11 protein-coding genes are annotated in these 16,947 nt (G+C 44.9%); 2 read left to right on the top strand and 9 right to left on the bottom strand.

Annotated elements, in window-relative coordinates; translation table 11 throughout:
* Positions 1–64: 64 nt before the first annotated feature.
* The 4 genes from BLV50_RS03845 to BLV50_RS03830 form a co-directional block, all read right to left on the bottom strand.
* A complete protein-coding gene (locus tag BLV50_RS03845) occupies positions 65–1,282 on the bottom strand; it encodes an MFS transporter (RefSeq protein ID WP_090806000.1) in 1,218 nt (405 codons plus the stop codon).
* Positions 1,283–1,509: 227 nt separating this feature from the next.
* Positions 1,510–1,824, bottom strand: a complete 315-nt coding sequence (locus BLV50_RS03840) for a hypothetical protein (RefSeq protein ID WP_063563548.1) — start codon at positions 1,822–1,824, stop codon at positions 1,510–1,512.
* Positions 1,825–2,054: 230 nt separating this feature from the next.
* Positions 2,055–5,297 (bottom strand): bifunctional cytochrome P450/NADPH--P450 reductase, encoded by a 3,243-nt coding sequence (locus BLV50_RS03835; RefSeq protein WP_090805997.1) that lies wholly within the window; start codon positions 5,295–5,297, stop codon positions 2,055–2,057.
* Positions 5,298–5,572: 275 nt separating this feature from the next.
* Positions 5,573–6,502, bottom strand: a complete 930-nt coding sequence (locus BLV50_RS03830; RefSeq protein ID WP_090805994.1) for an NAD(P)/FAD-dependent oxidoreductase — start codon at positions 6,500–6,502, stop codon at positions 5,573–5,575.
* A gap of 398 nt (positions 6,503–6,900) precedes the next feature.
* Here BLV50_RS03830 and cyoE point away from each other — a divergent pair, with 398 nt between their 5' ends.
* Entirely contained in the window at positions 6,901–7,824 is a 924-nt protein-coding gene (gene cyoE, locus BLV50_RS03825) for a heme o synthase (protein ID WP_371121420.1), read from the top strand.
* 102 nt (positions 7,825–7,926) lie between these two features.
* Here the strand turns inward: cyoE and BLV50_RS03820 are convergent, their stop codons facing one another.
* The 5 genes from BLV50_RS03820 to BLV50_RS03800 all read right to left on the bottom strand — a co-directional run bounded on the left by BLV50_RS03820 (position 7,927) and on the right by BLV50_RS03800 (position 14,935).
* On the bottom strand, positions 7,927–9,696 hold the full coding sequence (locus BLV50_RS03820; protein WP_090805992.1) for an ABC transporter ATP-binding protein: 1,770 nt from the start codon (positions 9,694–9,696) through the stop codon (positions 7,927–7,929).
* Positions 9,693–11,438: an ABC transporter ATP-binding protein gene (locus BLV50_RS03815; RefSeq protein ID WP_090805990.1), complete on the bottom strand. Its 1,746-nt coding sequence runs from the start codon at positions 11,436–11,438 to the stop codon at positions 9,693–9,695. Before BLV50_RS03815 ends, BLV50_RS03820 begins: the two co-directional genes overlap by 4 nt.
* A 136-nt stretch (positions 11,439–11,574) precedes the next feature.
* Positions 11,575–12,306: a Stf0 family sulfotransferase gene (locus tag BLV50_RS03810; RefSeq protein ID WP_090805987.1), complete on the bottom strand. Its 732-nt coding sequence runs from the start codon at positions 12,304–12,306 to the stop codon at positions 11,575–11,577.
* A gap of 447 nt (positions 12,307–12,753) precedes the next feature.
* Positions 12,754–13,578, bottom strand: coding sequence for a stalk domain-containing protein (locus BLV50_RS03805; protein ID WP_090805984.1), 825 nt, complete (start codon positions 13,576–13,578; stop codon positions 12,754–12,756).
* Between the two features lie 121 nt (positions 13,579–13,699).
* The gene (locus BLV50_RS03800) at positions 13,700–14,935 is read right to left on the bottom strand and encodes an MDR family MFS transporter (RefSeq protein WP_090805982.1); all 1,236 of its coding nucleotides are present in this window, start codon (positions 14,933–14,935) and stop codon (positions 13,700–13,702) included.
* Positions 14,936–15,082: 147 nt separating this feature from the next.
* Between BLV50_RS03800 and BLV50_RS03795 the strand changes: the two genes are divergently transcribed.
* Positions 15,083–16,849, top strand: coding sequence for an ABC transporter substrate-binding protein (locus BLV50_RS03795; RefSeq protein WP_090805979.1), 1,767 nt, complete (start codon positions 15,083–15,085; stop codon positions 16,847–16,849).
* The last annotated feature ends 98 nt before the right edge of the window (positions 16,850–16,947 follow it).

Here is a 16,947-nt window from a genome sequence, read left to right as displayed (position 1 = left end):
CTCGCTTTTTTTGTGTATCATTTTTTAAATGGAATGTTGTATGGATTGTTGCCCCCTACCAGCTCTACCCATTTAAAATCCTTTTCTTCAAAATACGATTCACTTGCTCCGAGCTGACCAGCATCAGGATAAGGAAAACAAGTACAACCAGCGGGAAAAATCCGATATTGGTTTTCGCAGCGAGAACGCCAAAAAGCGGAGGAAGCAAAGTCGTTCCTGTGTACGCCAGTGCCATTTGGTATCCCATCAATCGGGCAGAATTCGCTTTGCCGAATCGAGTTGGAGTTTCATGCAGAAGTCCGGGATAGATGGGTGCAAGCCCCAATCCAATTAGCATAAATCCAGCCAGTGCAAACGAAATCGATAATGGAAGCAATAAAATGATTCCACCCACAATGGCGGTCACTTGACCCGCCAGAATTAACACTCGATTTTTTATTTTTAACGTGATAAAGCCTGTTATCAATCTGCCTATCGTAATACCACCGTAGTATAAGGAGATCCATCCTGCAGCCGTTTCCGCCGAGATGTTTCTTGCTCCTACCAGATAGCTGGCTCCCCATAAACCGACCGTCGTCTCCACGCCACAATAAAACAGAAATGCAATCAGTGAGTTTTTGACTCCCTTAATCTTCAATACATTCCGTTCGGGTCTGTTCTCACTCTGTACTAACGTGTTGTCCGCTTGCACAAGATCTGATTCGTTGTTCATACTTGTACTCTCCCGACTTGCAGCAACACGCTTCCACAACGGCAACGTGGCAAACAAAATCAGGACGAGACAGCACTGGACGACGGCTACAGCTGTATACCCGCTTCTCCAGGAATGATGTTCCGCAATGTAATACGACATAATGATAGGCCCTGTCGTCGCGCCCACACCCCAGAAACAGTGCAGCCAGTTCATATGGTGTGCCTTGTAGTGCTCTGCTACATAATTATTCAGCGCAGCATCAACGGCTCCAGCTCCAAGACCCAGAGGAATGGCAAGAATGACGAGCCATACCAATGAAGGTGCGAAGGAAAATCCAAGGAGTGCTCCGGCAGTCAGACAACAGCTAATTAACGTAACCTTGCCTGTTCCCCATTTTTGAATAACCGTGCCACTGGCCAAGCTTGAAACGATGGTTCCCGCTGCAACAACCATTGACAGAATTCCTGCTGACCCAAACGAAGCGCCAAGTTCAGGCCACATGACGGGCCAGGCTGAACCTAGTAGGGAGTCCGGAATCCCCAGACTGATAAACGCAAGGTAGATAATGATAAGAAACCAAGTTGCCATAAGTAGATCCCTTCCCTGCATATAAATTAAAAGTAAATGAAACACAATAATGCTGATTAAACTTCTTTATTTATATACTTTATAAAGTTCATTTATTATATTGCTTCAAAAATTTTTCTTTGTCAATAGATCGTATCAGCCAAATTAAAACAGCCGCCGATCTGGATGAGAAACTCCAGATCAGCGGCTGTTTTTCGGATAGGTAGCATTATTCAATGATTAATTGATTAATAGGTGACATAGCCCTCATAGGTAACAGTCCACGTATAGCCTGTCTGACCATCGACTGATTTTAATGTAAGTATTCCCCTGTACGGATCAACATTATAACTTGCTGTCACCGGGATATCACCAAGCGTTGGGAATTGAGATTTGGGTAGAATGGTCTGCCAGGTTATATACTTTTGTGCGTAAGGAACTACTTGTGTACTTTCTGGTAAACTACTTGTTGAAGTTGAAGGTACACTAGCTGCAAAAGATGTAGAGCCTAGCGTGAAACATGCAACGACAGTTAAAAGACCGACCATAAGTTTCTTTTTCATCTTCATCTTCCTTTCGTTTTGGAGTACAGTTCTATCATATAAGACAGGCTTCTATTAAAATGTAATATTTGTCATATAGTGAAAATATTTGATGTAAAATGTGTGAACTATTATTTGATTTTTAAGTATATAACTTAGTTAATGTGAACACATACTGATCTTTTCTCTTCTCACATCATCCAACAACATAAGAAAAAGGCGGCTTATCGCCGCCTCCATCTTAACGTGTCTCAACATACAGGAGCTTTAGCCGATTCAACGGGTCTTTTACATGCCCACACGTCCTGAACGTAACGGCCCTCCGCCTGGAGCTGATTGAGCCAATCTTTTGCCTCCTGAAGGGTTGCACCTTTCGCCTTCTGGTATGCTTGCCTCAAAGTCTCTTCGACGGCGGGAGCCATTTGGCTTCCGTCACCACATACGTAGATTCTCCCTTTTTCATCAAGCAAATGGAGCAACTGCCCCCACTCCTGATTCATCAGATGCTGCACATACGTTTTGGGCTTATCCTCCACACGTGAAAAAGCTGTGTGCAGCTTGACGATGCCTGCCTGTTCGTATTGTTCAAGTTCTTGACGATATATGAAATCCGAATCATTCCTGCAACCAAAGAACAAATGTGCTTCACTCAGTGGCAATCCTCTCTCTTTTAGTACAGATCTGGCCTGGAGGAAACCTCTGAACGGTGCAACACCCGTCCCTGGACCCACCATAATAATTGGAACATCCGGCTCTTCTGACAGCTCAAATCCGGGTTCTGGCGTACGTACAAACATCGAAATACTCTCTCCCGTCTGGCAGTCTGCCAGATAGGATGAAGCCACACCACGGAATTCACCGTTGCCGCTCCAAGCAGGCTCTTTCACAACGGACACTGTGATGCTCGCCTGCTTGGCATTAAAGTGTGGAGAGCTGGATATAGAGTAATACCTGGGTTTGAGTGGAGACAGCAGTTCAAGAAATCTTTCGAACGGCAGTTTACAGGCCTCATACTTTTCCAGCAGTTCCAGCATGGTAGTTCTGTTTTCAAGTATATGTTCCCTGTAGTTGTTCTCTTCGAGCATCGCCTCCAGCTCACGCTTATGAGGTGGGCACACCGTATTGTTAGCTAACTCCCGCAGCTGCGTTCTTGTAACAGGTGCTTGCAGCTCAACGCAGGAACGGAGCAATTCATTCACTTTGACAGGACGGTTCAGAGGAAGATGTGTCAACTGTGTCTCGTTCGAAGTTAATTGGATCTGAACGTCCCATTTTAATCCAAAACGATGCAAGATGCGATTCACGATTTCATCTGCATTTAGGGGCAATACGCCAAGATGATCGCCTTCTTTATAGGTCATGCCTTTAGGCAGCAGCATCTCAATATGACGTGTACTCCGCCCACTATCCATGGCCTGAAGCTCTTCATTTACCACTATAGTGGCATAGCTGGCATTGTAGGTTTGTGCAAGTGGCAGATCGGCTTTCTCGCGAACAAATTCCATTTGAATTGTACTTCGTGAGGAGTGCTCCATAGATTCCTCGCTAATCCCCAACGCTTTTAACATTTGGGGCCACAACATCCGCTGCCACTCTTCCACTTGTTTCTCCATATCCCCGCCTGCATCGGCTTCTCCCCGAGGTAACAGCCTGTTGCCTCCCAAGCTCGCAAGCTTCTCATCGACCAATCGAGGAATGCTCTGGTAGGTACTGGACCAGCTCCGATCCCCGCAGCCCAGAACTGCATAGGTCACACCTTGCACCTTCTCTGACTCGGCTTCCTTTAACCACTCGATAAATGCCGCTGCATTTTGCGGAGGTTTACCATTATACGAAGCTGTCACGATGAGAACTATCCCCTTTTTGGGCAGACGGCCAATCCATTCATTCAATGTTGCGGCTTCGCTTGGAATTCCATAGGAACGAGCTTTATCTGCAAAAGCTCTGGCAATGCCTTCTGCCGTCCCCAGGTTGGAGCCGTATAGAACCAGTATCGTTGGATTGGCATTTACGGAAGTCGTCATCGATTCCTTCATAGCACTATGACCAGCTACATTTGTATGCATACCCTGATCCTGATTCGGCTTTTCATCCGAGCGAGCAACAGATGTACTCAGTTTCGGTGAAACGGTCCGTGCTCTCACCTGTATTCGAAAATCGCCTGGTTTTAACGTTAACGTTTGTTTCACATCCAACTGATAGTTGCTATAGTCTACCAGTTCAAAATGTTTAAGTACCATACCGAGTACAAGGGTTGCTTCATATAAAGCAAACTGCATGCCGATACACGCTCTCTCTCCATTGCCAAACGGTTTATACGCATGGTGAGGCACTTGAGTCGTATCTTCAAAACGTTCCGGGCGGAATAGCTCTGCATCCTCTCCCCAGGCGCCTTTGTCACGGTGAAGCTGAGGCAGAAGAATACTGCAGCTCTCCCCTTTTTTCAGTGGATATTTGCCACCTATGACGGTGTCTTCTTTGGCATAGACGTCAAATCCCGGGGCGGTTGGCCATAGACGTAGCGATTCGCTAAGAATCATGCGGATATAAGGAAGCTGAAGGATTTCTTCGTACTGTGGTGAGTCACTCACCAATACCCGGTCTACCTCATCATAGGCCTTTTGAAGTGCTTCTGGATTGTTCAGCAAAAAATAAAGGGCAAATGATAACAAACCACTCGTCGTTTCATGTCCGGCAATGAGGAACGTAATAATCTGATACCGAATGTTCTCATCGTCCAGCGCTTCTCCGGTTGCCGGATCTTTGCCATTCAGCATACGAGCGAGCAAGTCAACCTCTTCAGGAGCAGCACTTGCTTTACGTTCCTCAATAATCTGATCAACTAATGAGAACATCGTTTGGATGTCTTCCTCGAACTGTCGTTTGGTTTTCACCATCAGCAGATTTTGGATTTTCAAACGCGAGCTTTTCTGCATAGCTTCATTTAATGCACGGACCATACTTTCGATAAAAGGACTGTGGTCCTGTCTGTAAAAGCTGTTAAATCGATAATTGAAACCGCATAGTCCAATAGTATCCAACGTAAGTCGTGTCATGTCGTCTGCTACATCAATGGTGTCGTTGGAATTCAAACGTGCCCATTTGTTTATCAATTGTTCGGCTATGTCGACCATCATCGGATGATAACCCTTCATCGCCTGTTTACTAAAGGTGGGAAGCAAAATATTATGTGCCTTTTTCCAGTTCGGCTCGGATGTTCTGCTTGTAAATAAACCATCACCTCCAAAGGCACGTACATTTTCGAGTTCATTGTATACAAATTTATCAAATCGAGACACGTCACATAACTCAGCCACCAAATCTGGGCCAGATACAATCAATCCGGAATAACCAGGAACGGTCAGTCGATATATCGGTCCATATTCCTCAGCAAGCTGTCCAAGGGACAATGTTGGTTTCTCTTTATCAATCAAGGGCAGATTCCCGAGCGGTCCGTACATTTTGGGCTGTGGAACGTTAGTTGCAATGCTCATTTTAAACACCCTCTCCCAGAGTTTAAAATGATAGTATTATCTATCATTTGATACAATAATAAACCGTTAAGGAATGAAAATCAAATATTGGGTTTATGACAAAAACGGTCGGAACTAGTCCACTTATCGATGGAGAAGAACTACTAAAGATCTACTAAAAGATTGATTAAACACAAAAAGGGAATTGCTTTTTTGCATTCCCCTTTTTGATCAGATCTATTTTGTTGACTTATCGTTTGTGCAAAGTATTGGACAAGAAATTGTACAACGTAATTCTACGGGTTTAAATGTTTACCGCGCTCATCCCAGGCTTCCATATTAAGCTCACTGTTAATCGTTACAGCGGTTAATGCACCAAGGGACGCCGCAGCAATGGCCTGGTACAACTCCGATGCTGCATCTCCAGCGCTGAACAGACCCGGTACGGTTGTTTTGCCGAAATCATCTACAACGACTGTACCCGCATCCGTAACCTCACAGCCTATCGTCTGCGGAAGTTCTGATCCAGCCGTTAGTTTCGGTCCAAAGAAAATCCCCGTGCACGAGATTTCGGTACCATCTTCTAACACCACTTGCTGCACCATACCATCGCTTGATTCAATAGATTGAATTGGAGAGTCCCATACCGGGACACCATGCTGCTTCAATTCCTCCCTCTGCTCATCCGTTAATTCATCAGGTCCATTCGTGCAAATGGTAAACTCGCTTGTCCAGCCCGAGATCGTCTTGGCCATATGAAATGCCTTGGCTCCATTCACAATGATGACAAGCCGTTGATCTCTTAATTCCCATCCATCGCAATAAGGGCAGACAAAAGCACTCTTGCCATATACCTCTTTCAACCCGTTAATATCCAGTGGGAGGTCTTTTTTCCCCACTGCAAACAAAATTTTCTTCGTGCGATAGACGACTCCTTGGGCCGTTGTAACTTGAAAATCACCATCTGTTCCTGTCACTGAAGTCGCTGTGTCCCCTACAAAATGAACAGACGGGTAAGCGCTAATCTGTTCTTTCGCAACCTTCCGAAATTCACGTGGACTTGCTCCATCTCTCGTCAGAAAACCGTGCGTTTCACGCGTAACCCAATTGCGCGGGCGTTCATCATCTATGACCACAACATGTTTGCGAGCTCGTCCTAGTACAAGTGCAGCATTAAGACCCGCTGGTCCTCCGCCTATAATTAATACATCCATCTTTTGATCCATATTTAACACCCTTTCCAGATATTCAATGTCCTTTATTGTTACAAAAAAAAGCCTATACTGATTATACCTTGCCGCTTGCAGCTATTCTCTAATAGAAAAAAACGTAAGAGGAGATCACTCTATGCCTTTAAAGATCTCTTATATCTACAATAAACAAATACAACTCAACATGCAAGAAAAATATTCTTTTCTTGTTATCGCTGCTATTTGGTTTCAATGACCTGTATCACAGAAAATCATTTTTAACAATTAAAAAAAACCGTGTTTTTAAATTGTTCACAATCAAATGACATTATTTAAAAACCTAAATCGTTAATTAATTCACATAGTGTATTGGATGCTATAATAAGACCACGAGATATATAAGAATAGATATAGGAAGTGAGTTCTTGAAAACATTGAATAAAGGGTCACGGCCCGAAATCAGCCTGGAGTATACTAGCTCGATTCCGAAAGTATTCTTTGATACGATCAAGATCGGAATTATCAAATCCAATCTAATCGCCATGTTTGCCGGTTTAAGTTTGGCTTTGTATGTATTTGATGCATCCATTTTAGCTAATATTGTACCCATTATCCTCTCTGTCATCGGGTCTTCCCTGATTATCGGAGCGGCCGGGGTGTTTAACAATTTGTATGATCGGGATATCGATGCGATCATGGAACGCACCAAAACACGTCCGACGGTAACTGGTCGTGTAGATACCAAAACAGGTTTGATCCTCGGTATTGCCATTACGATTATCGGGGGCATCATGTTGTATATCGCTTCCCCTTCGGCTGCCGTATTCGGCATATTGGGACTGTTGTTGTACGTGTTCCCTTATACGATGTGGACCAAGCGGACAACGGTATACAATACGGAAGTAGGAAGTCTTTCAGGCGCTGTTCCTCCACTCATTGGTTGGGCAGCCATTTCGCCAGAACTGGGTCATTATGAAATTTGGGCTTTGGTTGTTACCATGCTGTTGTGGCAGATGCCTCACTTCTATGGCATTGCCATCCGGAGATTTGACGAATACAAAGCGGCTGGCGTTCCCATGCTTCCTGTTGTAAAAGGAATCAGACGGACATACATCCAGACAAATGTTTATCTGGTATTGTTGTTATTCTCCAGCTTCTTGTTCTGGCCGCTGAGCCCGTTCATTGCCATTGTTGCGTTTCTGGTAAGTTTGGCATGGCTTATTCTTAGTGTGGCAACTTTCGATAAGAAAGAAACCAAGAAATGGTCACATAAAATGTTTATTTTCTCCATTAACCACATCACGATTATCTTCCTGGTTATCATTGCGTATTCATTGATTGCACAGCTGATCAAATAAAGATTGACCCAATTAGGAATAATAAAGCCGTACAGATCTTAACTCTTTCAAAAAGAGTTGTCTGTACGGCTTTTTTCATTTTTATATATCGTATATCTTATCTTATCCCACTTTAACCGGTGTTTGCTCACCTTGCCATAGTAATTGCATCTCTTCATTTGTAGCAAGCAAATCTGATAAGCTGCCCTCGGCCTCAATTCGTCCATCCTTCATGACGATGATATGATCTGCCTTCGCAAGTGCTGCTCTGCGGTGAGACACCGCAATACATGTAACATCCGGCTCCTGGAACAAACCTTCCCAGACCTGTTGCTCGGTTTCCACATCCAGTGCACTGGACAGATCATCGAAGATGAACAAGTCCGCTTCCGTCATCAGCATGCGCCCAGTTGCTGCGCGCTGGATCTGACCACCAGACAACATGACACCTCTTGGACCTACGGATGTTTCGAGTCCTTGATCCAGGTTTTGAATATCCTTATCCATTACAGCCAATCGTATGGCTTTTGCAAGTGCGACTTCCGTACGGCCCTGTTTGCCCTGAACAATATTCTCTTTCAGCGTATCACTGAACAGTCGAGGTACTTGCGGCGTATATGCTGCTCTGGGCGGCATCAGGAAGGTAGCGGGATCTACATCTTTACCATTCCAGCGAATCGTGCCCTCTTGTTTGGGCAGCAGTCCCAGAAGTGTGCGGACCAGAGTCGATTTGCCAGAACCGATCCGTCCAGTGATGACCAGAAATTGTCCCCGCTTCACACGGAAGCTGATATCCTGTATTCCATTTGCAGAATGTGGATATTGGTACGCCAGATTGCTGATCTCCAGCTCTCTTAGCTTCTCTTTGGGATCTCTCTGTTCATTAGGAAGCTCAGGCGGATCTTCATTCAGATAAGTCTCTCTGAAATCCATGATCCGGTCTTCCTCACCAGGACGAAACAGGGTTCTCATCCGGTCAAATGATACTTTGAGCCGTTTATGCTGAAATACCATATAGCCAAACAATGAGATACTAAAGCCAATATTCGCTAGATAACTGGTGAACAAGGCAAAATTACCTACGGTGAAATTGCCAGATTTCATCTCAGCTGCACACATCAGGAGAATGAGACCTGTACAGATACTGAGCACATGCTGATTAAGTGATCTCATCCACTGCTTGAACAGATTATCCCGGAGTGCGGCTTGACGACGTTCTTCATTGAGTTTGTTAAAACGAGTAGAGACATGCTCTTCTGCCTGCCCAAGTTTCAGTGCCTGCACCGCTCCAAAGGTTTCGGCAATGAAACTGGTAATTCTCCCTGTCGACTCACGATTGACCTGAGCATATCGACGAGCCCGATTACCTGACAAGTTATTCAGCAACGTCACGACTACTAGGGGCAATACTGCAACTAGAGTGATTTTCCAGTTAATGTTCGCCATGATGACGATGGATACGATGGCGAACACGAGCCTTCCCCAAAAATCCACCCAGGATTCTACGTACTCAACCACTTCATCCACATCATCCCGAAAGCGACTCATCGCCTCCCCCGGTGAAGCTGGCAGATTACGTCCTGGCCAGCGCATAATCCCAGCGAGCATGTTGGTACGCAGAATGGCCTGAATATGGTAGATATACGTGATCCATGCATAGAATGCGGCAAAAAACGTGCCTACTCTTGCCGCTCTGATCAAAGCAATGAAGATCAGCGGAGCTGCCAGCCACATATAATCACTGGAACCTGCCGTTGCCCGATCAAAGAACCACTGCATCCCTATTCCTATTGCCAGCGGCAAAGAATGAAATATGCACCATAACAATCCGTTGATCAAAAATAGAAAAGGCCTGAATCGAAACAAACGGCCTATAAATCCTGTCACATTCACGCCAATTCCTCCTCTCGCCCTGTAATCAGCAATCTGGCATAATGTGAAGCCGGATCGCTGGCGAGTGCTTCTCTGGCTCCGAATTCCAGTACCTTGCCATCACCCAGTACCATAATCTGATCGACCTTCTCCAAAGTAGCCAGGCGATGTGCAATGATAATTCCCGTACATTGCTTCATCAACTGATCGATGGCAGACTGAAGCATGCTCTCTGTAGCGGCATCCAGCCGTGAGGAAGGCTCATCAAGAATAACCAGACTAGGTTCAGTCAGAAATACTCGCGTTAAGGCAAACAATTGAGCTTCCCCAGCGGACAATGAAGAACCACCTGCCTTCAGATGTGTATCCAACCCTGCGGGCTGTGATTCGATCCAGTGACTTAATCCCAGTCGATCCGTTGTCTCCTTAATAATCTGATCCGAGACATCTTGGTTGAACAGCGTTAAATTATCTCGCAACGTACCATCGAACAGCTGTACATCCTGCGTAACCATACCAACCCTACGGTAAAGTGCAGGCAAGGTAAGCTCTGTAATATCTTTGCCACCCACACGAATTGTTCCGCTATCCAGATTGTACAAGCGCAGAAGTACCCGACTGAGACTTGATTTTCCGCTACCAGTACGACCGATGATGCCCAGCCGTTCGCCAGGTTTAATGGCAAAGTTAATATTCTGCAATACAGGTTTATCCTCGTTATAACTGAAGTTCACCTGCTTGAATTCCAGACCAAGCGGCCCTTCTGGCAGCTGATCCTCTTGTCCGTTTTCGATCTCACTGCGCAAAGACAACAATTCTCTTGACCGAAGCATACCTGATTTCGCCTTCTGAAACTCTTGAACCTGATCGCCCAACATCTCAATCGGATCATTAAGCATCTGTGTGTATTGATATATCAGAAACAGCGTTCCGATGCTGATAATGCCTTGCATGTAGTAATGAACACCGAGCAGAAGTACTGCCGTGACTGCAAGGGCGAACAGAATGACCGTCGTATTCCAAGGAATCACTCGAAGCAGCCAGGCTTTCCTTCCTTTTTGAAATACAACACGCATCGTCCGATAAAAACGATTCATCACATACGGGACATGCCCGTTCGCTTGAACATCTTCAATTCCCGCAATACGCTCTTCAATTAATCCGAACAAGGTTGCACTCGCTTCCCGCTCATTTTTGGAAGAATTTACTCCCAGATTCCGAATGAACACCATAAACAGAATCGATAATAATGTAAACACCGTCATGACGATCGCAATCGGTACGTTTACGCTGAACATAAATCCGAGGATTCCGGCAAGCAAGACAAAGCTCCCAACCACTTGCACAATGAACATCGCGAAGAAGTTGGAGATACTCGTCACATCACCATCCACCCGTTCAATCATCTCTCCCGGTGTCTTAACATTATGAAACCGCATATCCAGACGCAGACAATGCTTCAGGAGATCTCCCCGTAATCGGTTCGTTGCCCGCCAGGCCACATCGTTACCCAGATAACTTACGGCTACTGTAATCAGTTGATTTACAACGGCAACAACCAGAAACAATCCGGCAAGCTGGAACAGGTTAGAAAGGACTCCCCCACTTGCGGCCGTATCAATGAATCGTTTGATAATTTGTGGATTCAGGAGCTGCAGTCCCGTTGACGTCAGCAACATCACCATAAGCAAGGCCAATCGTCCTTTGACTGGTTTTAGATATTGTAGCAGCCAGGACATGGAGCGTTTCTCTGTTTTGGGCATAGCCCCTCACCCCTTCGTATAACATTTCTATTTTATTTTGTGATTCAAAGCATTTTAGTTCCTCGCTAAGATGAATCATACATAATAACAATAAATGCAACATTTCCAACCCGTGGATGAATCTTACCAAGTGTGTTTACCATTTAACATTCTCCCAATCCCTCTGGCATTCTTCCCGAAATCTTTGCACCCATTGTTCAGAAATCTCGTCTGCGATCGGGTCAAAGAAAGGGGGCGATACGGCAACACCGGCAGATTGAACATCCAAAAACTCTAGCACTTTCAGGACGGTCCCTTCGTAATCTGCTATAAAATCCTCATAAACAATCGTCAGCGGCACAATGTCTGACTCGGACAAGAAATCTTCAATTGCTGCTTCGCACATGTTACTCTCCACAAGCAGATGTTTAATCGCATCAAAGTTATATTGATCTGCAATATCTTGTAACTGAGGACTGTCCCCATGCTTGCGGTGCCATTCACCCGAGACGATGGCTCTCCACCAAGACACAGCCAATCTGACTTTGTTGCGACGCGTCATGTAAATATGCTTGCTGCAATTAGGGAAACCCGTACTCCATACCTTCGCCCGCGATAACGCTGTTGGCAGACTATAGAGACTGCGGAATGCGTCAATCCATCGTTGTTCAAAATTAATTTTGATTCCGAATACTCCGTTCGACGTTGTTCCCTGATCCCAGATCTGCTCCAGATCTTCACGCTTTAATGTGTCTGGGCTCTTATGCTGATAATGCAGCCACTCCCTCGGATATCCTGCCACCCCCGTAGAACTTAATGCTTCACCCAGCAGAGTACTGCCGGTTCGTTGGGAAAACCAAATGGTATAACTTTGAGTAGGTTGTTTCATATCGCTGCCTCTCTTTCTCCCCTTAGGGGTAGTTTCATACCAAAAAGCACTGCAAAATCTCCCTTCCATGTGCAACAAATTGGGTGGAATGCATGCAAAAAAGCCATAGATGAACTAATGTTCATCTACAGCTTGTAACAATAAGAGAATCATATGAAATAAGAAGCGTTTCCGGATTTCTCCTCTGCACGCAATAATGATGAGCGTCCACGACAGGGGTGCACAAACATGACTGTCCAAACGCCAACACAAAAAAACATTGGTTAAGTCACTTGCTCATGCGTATTCAGTTATCGATTTAGAATTCGCCCTGTCTGGAACATGTTCATCTTAACCACCCGTCACACATATTTGTTGTTTATTGTATTCGCTCCACCGTAATCCGTCAAGATAATATTAACTCAGTTGTTATTTTCTTCATATCACTGAACATCATATGCTGTGATTTCAACGATCATAACCCAGATAGGGAATTTCTCTGAGATTAATCATTAACTGATTCACTTTCCATACACCATGACTGTATACTAGTTCAATATTTCGATCATTTACATAATGAGAATCACCCGTTAATGTATTTCCGATTACGAACGATTGGGATAATGTCGCTGTTGTACTGCTTGTATAATAAACGGAAGTCTCTGGAGCATCATATACCATCCAATCACTTACTAGATCCTGTCTCTTGAGAATAAATTGGATTAAATCTTCAGTGAAATAAGGCTTGAAATACGTACTGACCTGCTTTATCTGAGACAAGCCTGAAATTTCATTCAATTTCTCTGACAAAACATTTATTCTTCCCTTTGTTATTTTCACAGAATCAGGTATTTGGATGGTCTCCTCTTGCATACTTACAATCATGTTTTGTTTATTCAAATGGATGGTTGCCTGTTTAGTTTGTGGATTCCACTCTAGCTTGGCTCCTAACGTTTGGCTAACAAATCGCAGCGGAACATATGCTGTATTTCCAATTATTTCAACAGGAGAATCCATTCTAATGATCTGTTCATTCACTTTCGCATTTTTAAAGTTAACCACAAGCCAAATTTCTTTTTCATCCGTTTGAATTCGAATGCTCTTCCCTTCCTTATACCACGTTACTTCTGCTCCCAAGTTGCTGGACACAACCCTCAAAGGAATTAACACCCGGTTATTGGACAATACGCCAGTCCCAATCTCTAGCGTCGCTTCCTCAGCTGAACTCGGCGTTGAAAACGCGGCAAACATAACACACGCCAGTAATGCTAAAGTAAACTTTTTTAATATCATTTGGAACCCCCATGAGGAAATGTTTAACTAATTAACGCTGATTTCTCAATGAAAGTTACCTTTCTCCAAAAAAAGTTAAAACAGCTAAAGCTTATACGCCATGCAACTGTCATCGCTCAAGCTAGGCGCTCACTTGTATGGGTGGTGTTTCCCTCTCCCTGACGACAAGGCGTTTATGCGCTACGATAAGAAAAGGCAGTCCAAGTGCAGTGGTCAGTGCCAGCGGTACAAAAACGAACAGGCCATTCCCCGTCCCATATTGAGTTAATAGGAGCCCTCCAAGAATCGGTGCCATGACGCTTCCCAAGTTGTTGAATCCAATTGTGCCAAAGTAGGTCCCTTTCCATTCAGGTTTGGCAATCCGGTCAATCAGCACATCCATCATGGTGAACATGAGCACTTCCCCAATGGTGAAGAGAATGACACTGAGCATCAGCAGCATAACGCCTTCAGCTATGCCAAACAGGAACAGACTTGTTGCGACCAGCAAGTTTCCAAGAATGAGGGGCACAACCGGCGGGAATTTGCTGGCCACCCGCACAATCGGGAATTGGATTACAAGCACAGTCAACGCATTAAGTGAAAGCATATAGGAAAACACTTGACTTCCATGTTCAAAAAGAGGATTCTGGGCCACATACTGAGCCAGGGTTGAGCTAAAATGCCCATACCCGAGCACGCAAAACGTAGTCCCGATAAGTACTGGCAAAAATACACGGTCGCGTCCCGTAGTAGCGAGTGCATCTCGTAAACGAGGTGCACTGACCTGAACATGTTCCGGCAGATTTGCGCGTTGCAATCGAAATTGCAGGAACAAAACGAGGCCGTAAACGATGTATACCAACCCGGAGATCATAAACGGAAACGTAGACTCCGCTGATCCAAGCTGAAGACCGATAATCGGTCCAAACACAACCCCCAGATTAATGGCTGCATATCTGAGGTTGAAGACAAGCAGTTTATTTTGCGGTGGAGTAATATCCGATAGAAGTGCACGTGACGTGGGCTCAAACACGGCGCGGCATAATCCGTTTAACGTATTGGCTACAAAAAATACCCACAGATGCTCAGCTGCTGAAAAGATGAAGAAAACACAGGCCCAGCCAAATACGGAGACCATCATGACCACTTTGCGGCCGATTCGATCCGAAATATAACCTCCATAAAAGCTGACCATGACCCCCGCCAGAGAACTGACCGCGACGGTAATTCCAGTCTGTGTGGGTGTAGCTCCCAGTACCTGAGTCAGATAAATGGATAAAAACGGGATGCTCATGGACGTAACAAGACGTCCAAACATCGTTCCAACAATAATTGTCCAAGCTAATGGGTGAATTTGACGTAAATGTTGCTTCATGCGTATGGTTCTCCTGTTCTAGATGTTTTTGTCTCAGATGGGCTACCTTTGCCCTATCCCTTTATGTATAATTGTATGGATAAAAGGGGGAAATAAAAGTGTAAGAAAACGTGAGCAGATTTCACCCTTTAAGAAGGAGCACTTCATATGGATACAGCAACAACCCATTATCTGCGTCTTGCCACAGCAAAAGAACTTTCTCTTAAATTTCATGAAGCGGTTCCGGTAACGATTGAGAGCCTTTCTGCTGCCCTATGCTGTACTCCACGCAACGTGAAGTTTATTCTGCGCAAGCTGGAGGAACAAGGCTTTATACACTGGCAGCCCGGGCGTGGCCGGGGTCATCATTCTGAGATGACATTGCTGCGCAGTGTGAATGAGGCGCTCGAGGAGAGTTTTTTGGAGCTCATGGGCAGAGGCAAAATGAAGGAAGCGATCGAGTTGATCGGCAGCACAGAGAAGAATGATGCTCTCCGGGAGCGACTGCTGAATTCGTTGAACAAGCAGATGGGATTCCACAGTCATGCCGAGAGCTCTTCCGGTCAGGACGTGCTTCGCATGGTGAGGTCACGAAGGTTGGCAGAGCTGGACCCTGCTTTTGTGTATACTGCTTTTGAAACCTATCTGCTTGGGCAGGTATGCAGCACGCTAATCACCTATGACGCCAAAACAGGAACCTTCTTGCCGGATCTGGCGCATATGTGGGAGTGCAACGAGGATCAAAGAGTTTGGATTTTCTATCTGCGCAAAGGTGTGCGATTCCACCATGGTCGGGTAATGACATCCCGAGATGTCCAAGCTACATTAGAGCGCTTGCGCACTGTAGACAGTCCATTCATTTGGCTATACCGGGATATTGAGCGTACCGAAGTTGTCGGGGATTACTGCATACGTTTTTATCTAAGTCGGCCTAATCGTTTTTTCCTGAACTTGCTTAGTTGTGTCTCCATGACGATTCTCCCCTATGATGTCGATGTAACCCAACAATTAATCGGTACCGGACCTTTTCGGATCAATGAAATAAATGAAACGGTGTTGATCATAAGCGCATTCGATGCCTATTATGGAATCCGTCCTCATCTGGATCGAGTAGATATCTGGTTTGTGCCCAATCTGGGTCCTTATGAACGTCATTATGAGTTACCAGGAACAGACCGACTTAAATTGGCTACAGACGATACGGGGAGCAACAGTGTTGATTATCCAGCAACAGGATGCCGATATATGCTGATTAATTTTCGTAAAGCCGGTATTCACCATCAACTGGAATTTCGGCAAGCCATGCGCATTGTTTTCGATCCAGTCGCTTTGGTGAGGGAACTTGGCAGCAATCGAATTACACCGGCAAACAGCTTTCTTCCCTGGAAAAGCGCAGAGCATCCTTGGCGCGAGTCTTCACTTGAGGATGCCCGTGAGCTCCTGTACAGCAGCGGATACCAGGGAGAAAAGATCATACTTGCTTATACTGTAGCTAAAGATCAAAAAGAAGCAGAATGGCTTAAACAACGCGGAGCCAGCATCGGTTTATGTATTGAGTTGCAACCCTTCGTTGAATTTCTCAATGTGAGAGAAACAAGCGAAGCCGACTTGATTATCGCAGAAGAAGTTTTGGAAGATGACTGGCAATTTGGCATGATTAATTTTTTCATCAACAAACGTAACTATTTTCATATTTGTTTATCACCCGATTTACAGTCCATATTTTATCGAAAGATGGAGAATTTCCTTCAGCAGAATGAAGAGCAAAGGTCTGTGATGCTCAATGAAGCCGAGGATTTGCTTCGCGATAACTGCTGGATATTGTACGGCTGCCACATGAATAAAAAAGCCCTGCTTAATCAAAGTCTCTTTGGCCTTCATACCGCTGAGTTTGGGTTTATGGATATCTCCAAACTATGGATCAAAAATCAGTAATTTAGTCATTCCCGGAATGGGACAATAGCAAAAAGGCCGTTAACTTATCCATGGATAAGTTAGCGGCTCCATTGCCAATCAAGAATCCGTTCCTACGG

This window comes from Paenibacillus sp. 276b (genome assembly GCF_900107875.1).
GTDB lineage: Bacteria > Bacillota > Bacilli > Paenibacillales > Paenibacillaceae > Paenibacillus > Paenibacillus marchantiae.
This window is presented reverse-complemented; position numbering and strand designations above follow the sequence as displayed.

Coding starts and splice junctions, on each gene's coding strand:
- BLV50_RS03795 (WP_090805979.1), top strand. CDS start 15,083: ATGGATACAGCAACAACCCATTATCTGCGTCTTGCCACAGCAAAAGAA.
- BLV50_RS03840 (WP_063563548.1), bottom strand. CDS start 1,824: ATGAAAAAGAAACTTATGGTCGGTCTTTTAACTGTCGTTGCATGTTTC.
- BLV50_RS03800 (WP_090805982.1), bottom strand. CDS start 14,935: ATGAAGCAACATTTACGTCAAATTCACCCATTAGCTTGGACAATTATT.
- BLV50_RS03835 (WP_090805997.1), bottom strand. CDS start 5,297: ATGAGCATTGCAACTAACGTTCCACAGCCCAAAATGTACGGACCGCTC.
- BLV50_RS03815 (WP_090805990.1), bottom strand. CDS start 11,438: ATGCCCAAAACAGAGAAACGCTCCATGTCCTGGCTGCTACAATATCTA.
- BLV50_RS03810 (WP_090805987.1), bottom strand. CDS start 12,306: ATGAAACAACCTACTCAAAGTTATACCATTTGGTTTTCCCAACGAACC.
- BLV50_RS03805 (WP_090805984.1), bottom strand. CDS start 13,578: ATGATATTAAAAAAGTTTACTTTAGCATTACTGGCGTGTGTTATGTTT.
- BLV50_RS03845 (WP_090806000.1), bottom strand. CDS start 1,282: ATGGCAACTTGGTTTCTTATCATTATCTACCTTGCGTTTATCAGTCTG.
- BLV50_RS03830 (WP_090805994.1), bottom strand. CDS start 6,502: ATGGATCAAAAGATGGATGTATTAATTATAGGCGGAGGACCAGCGGGT.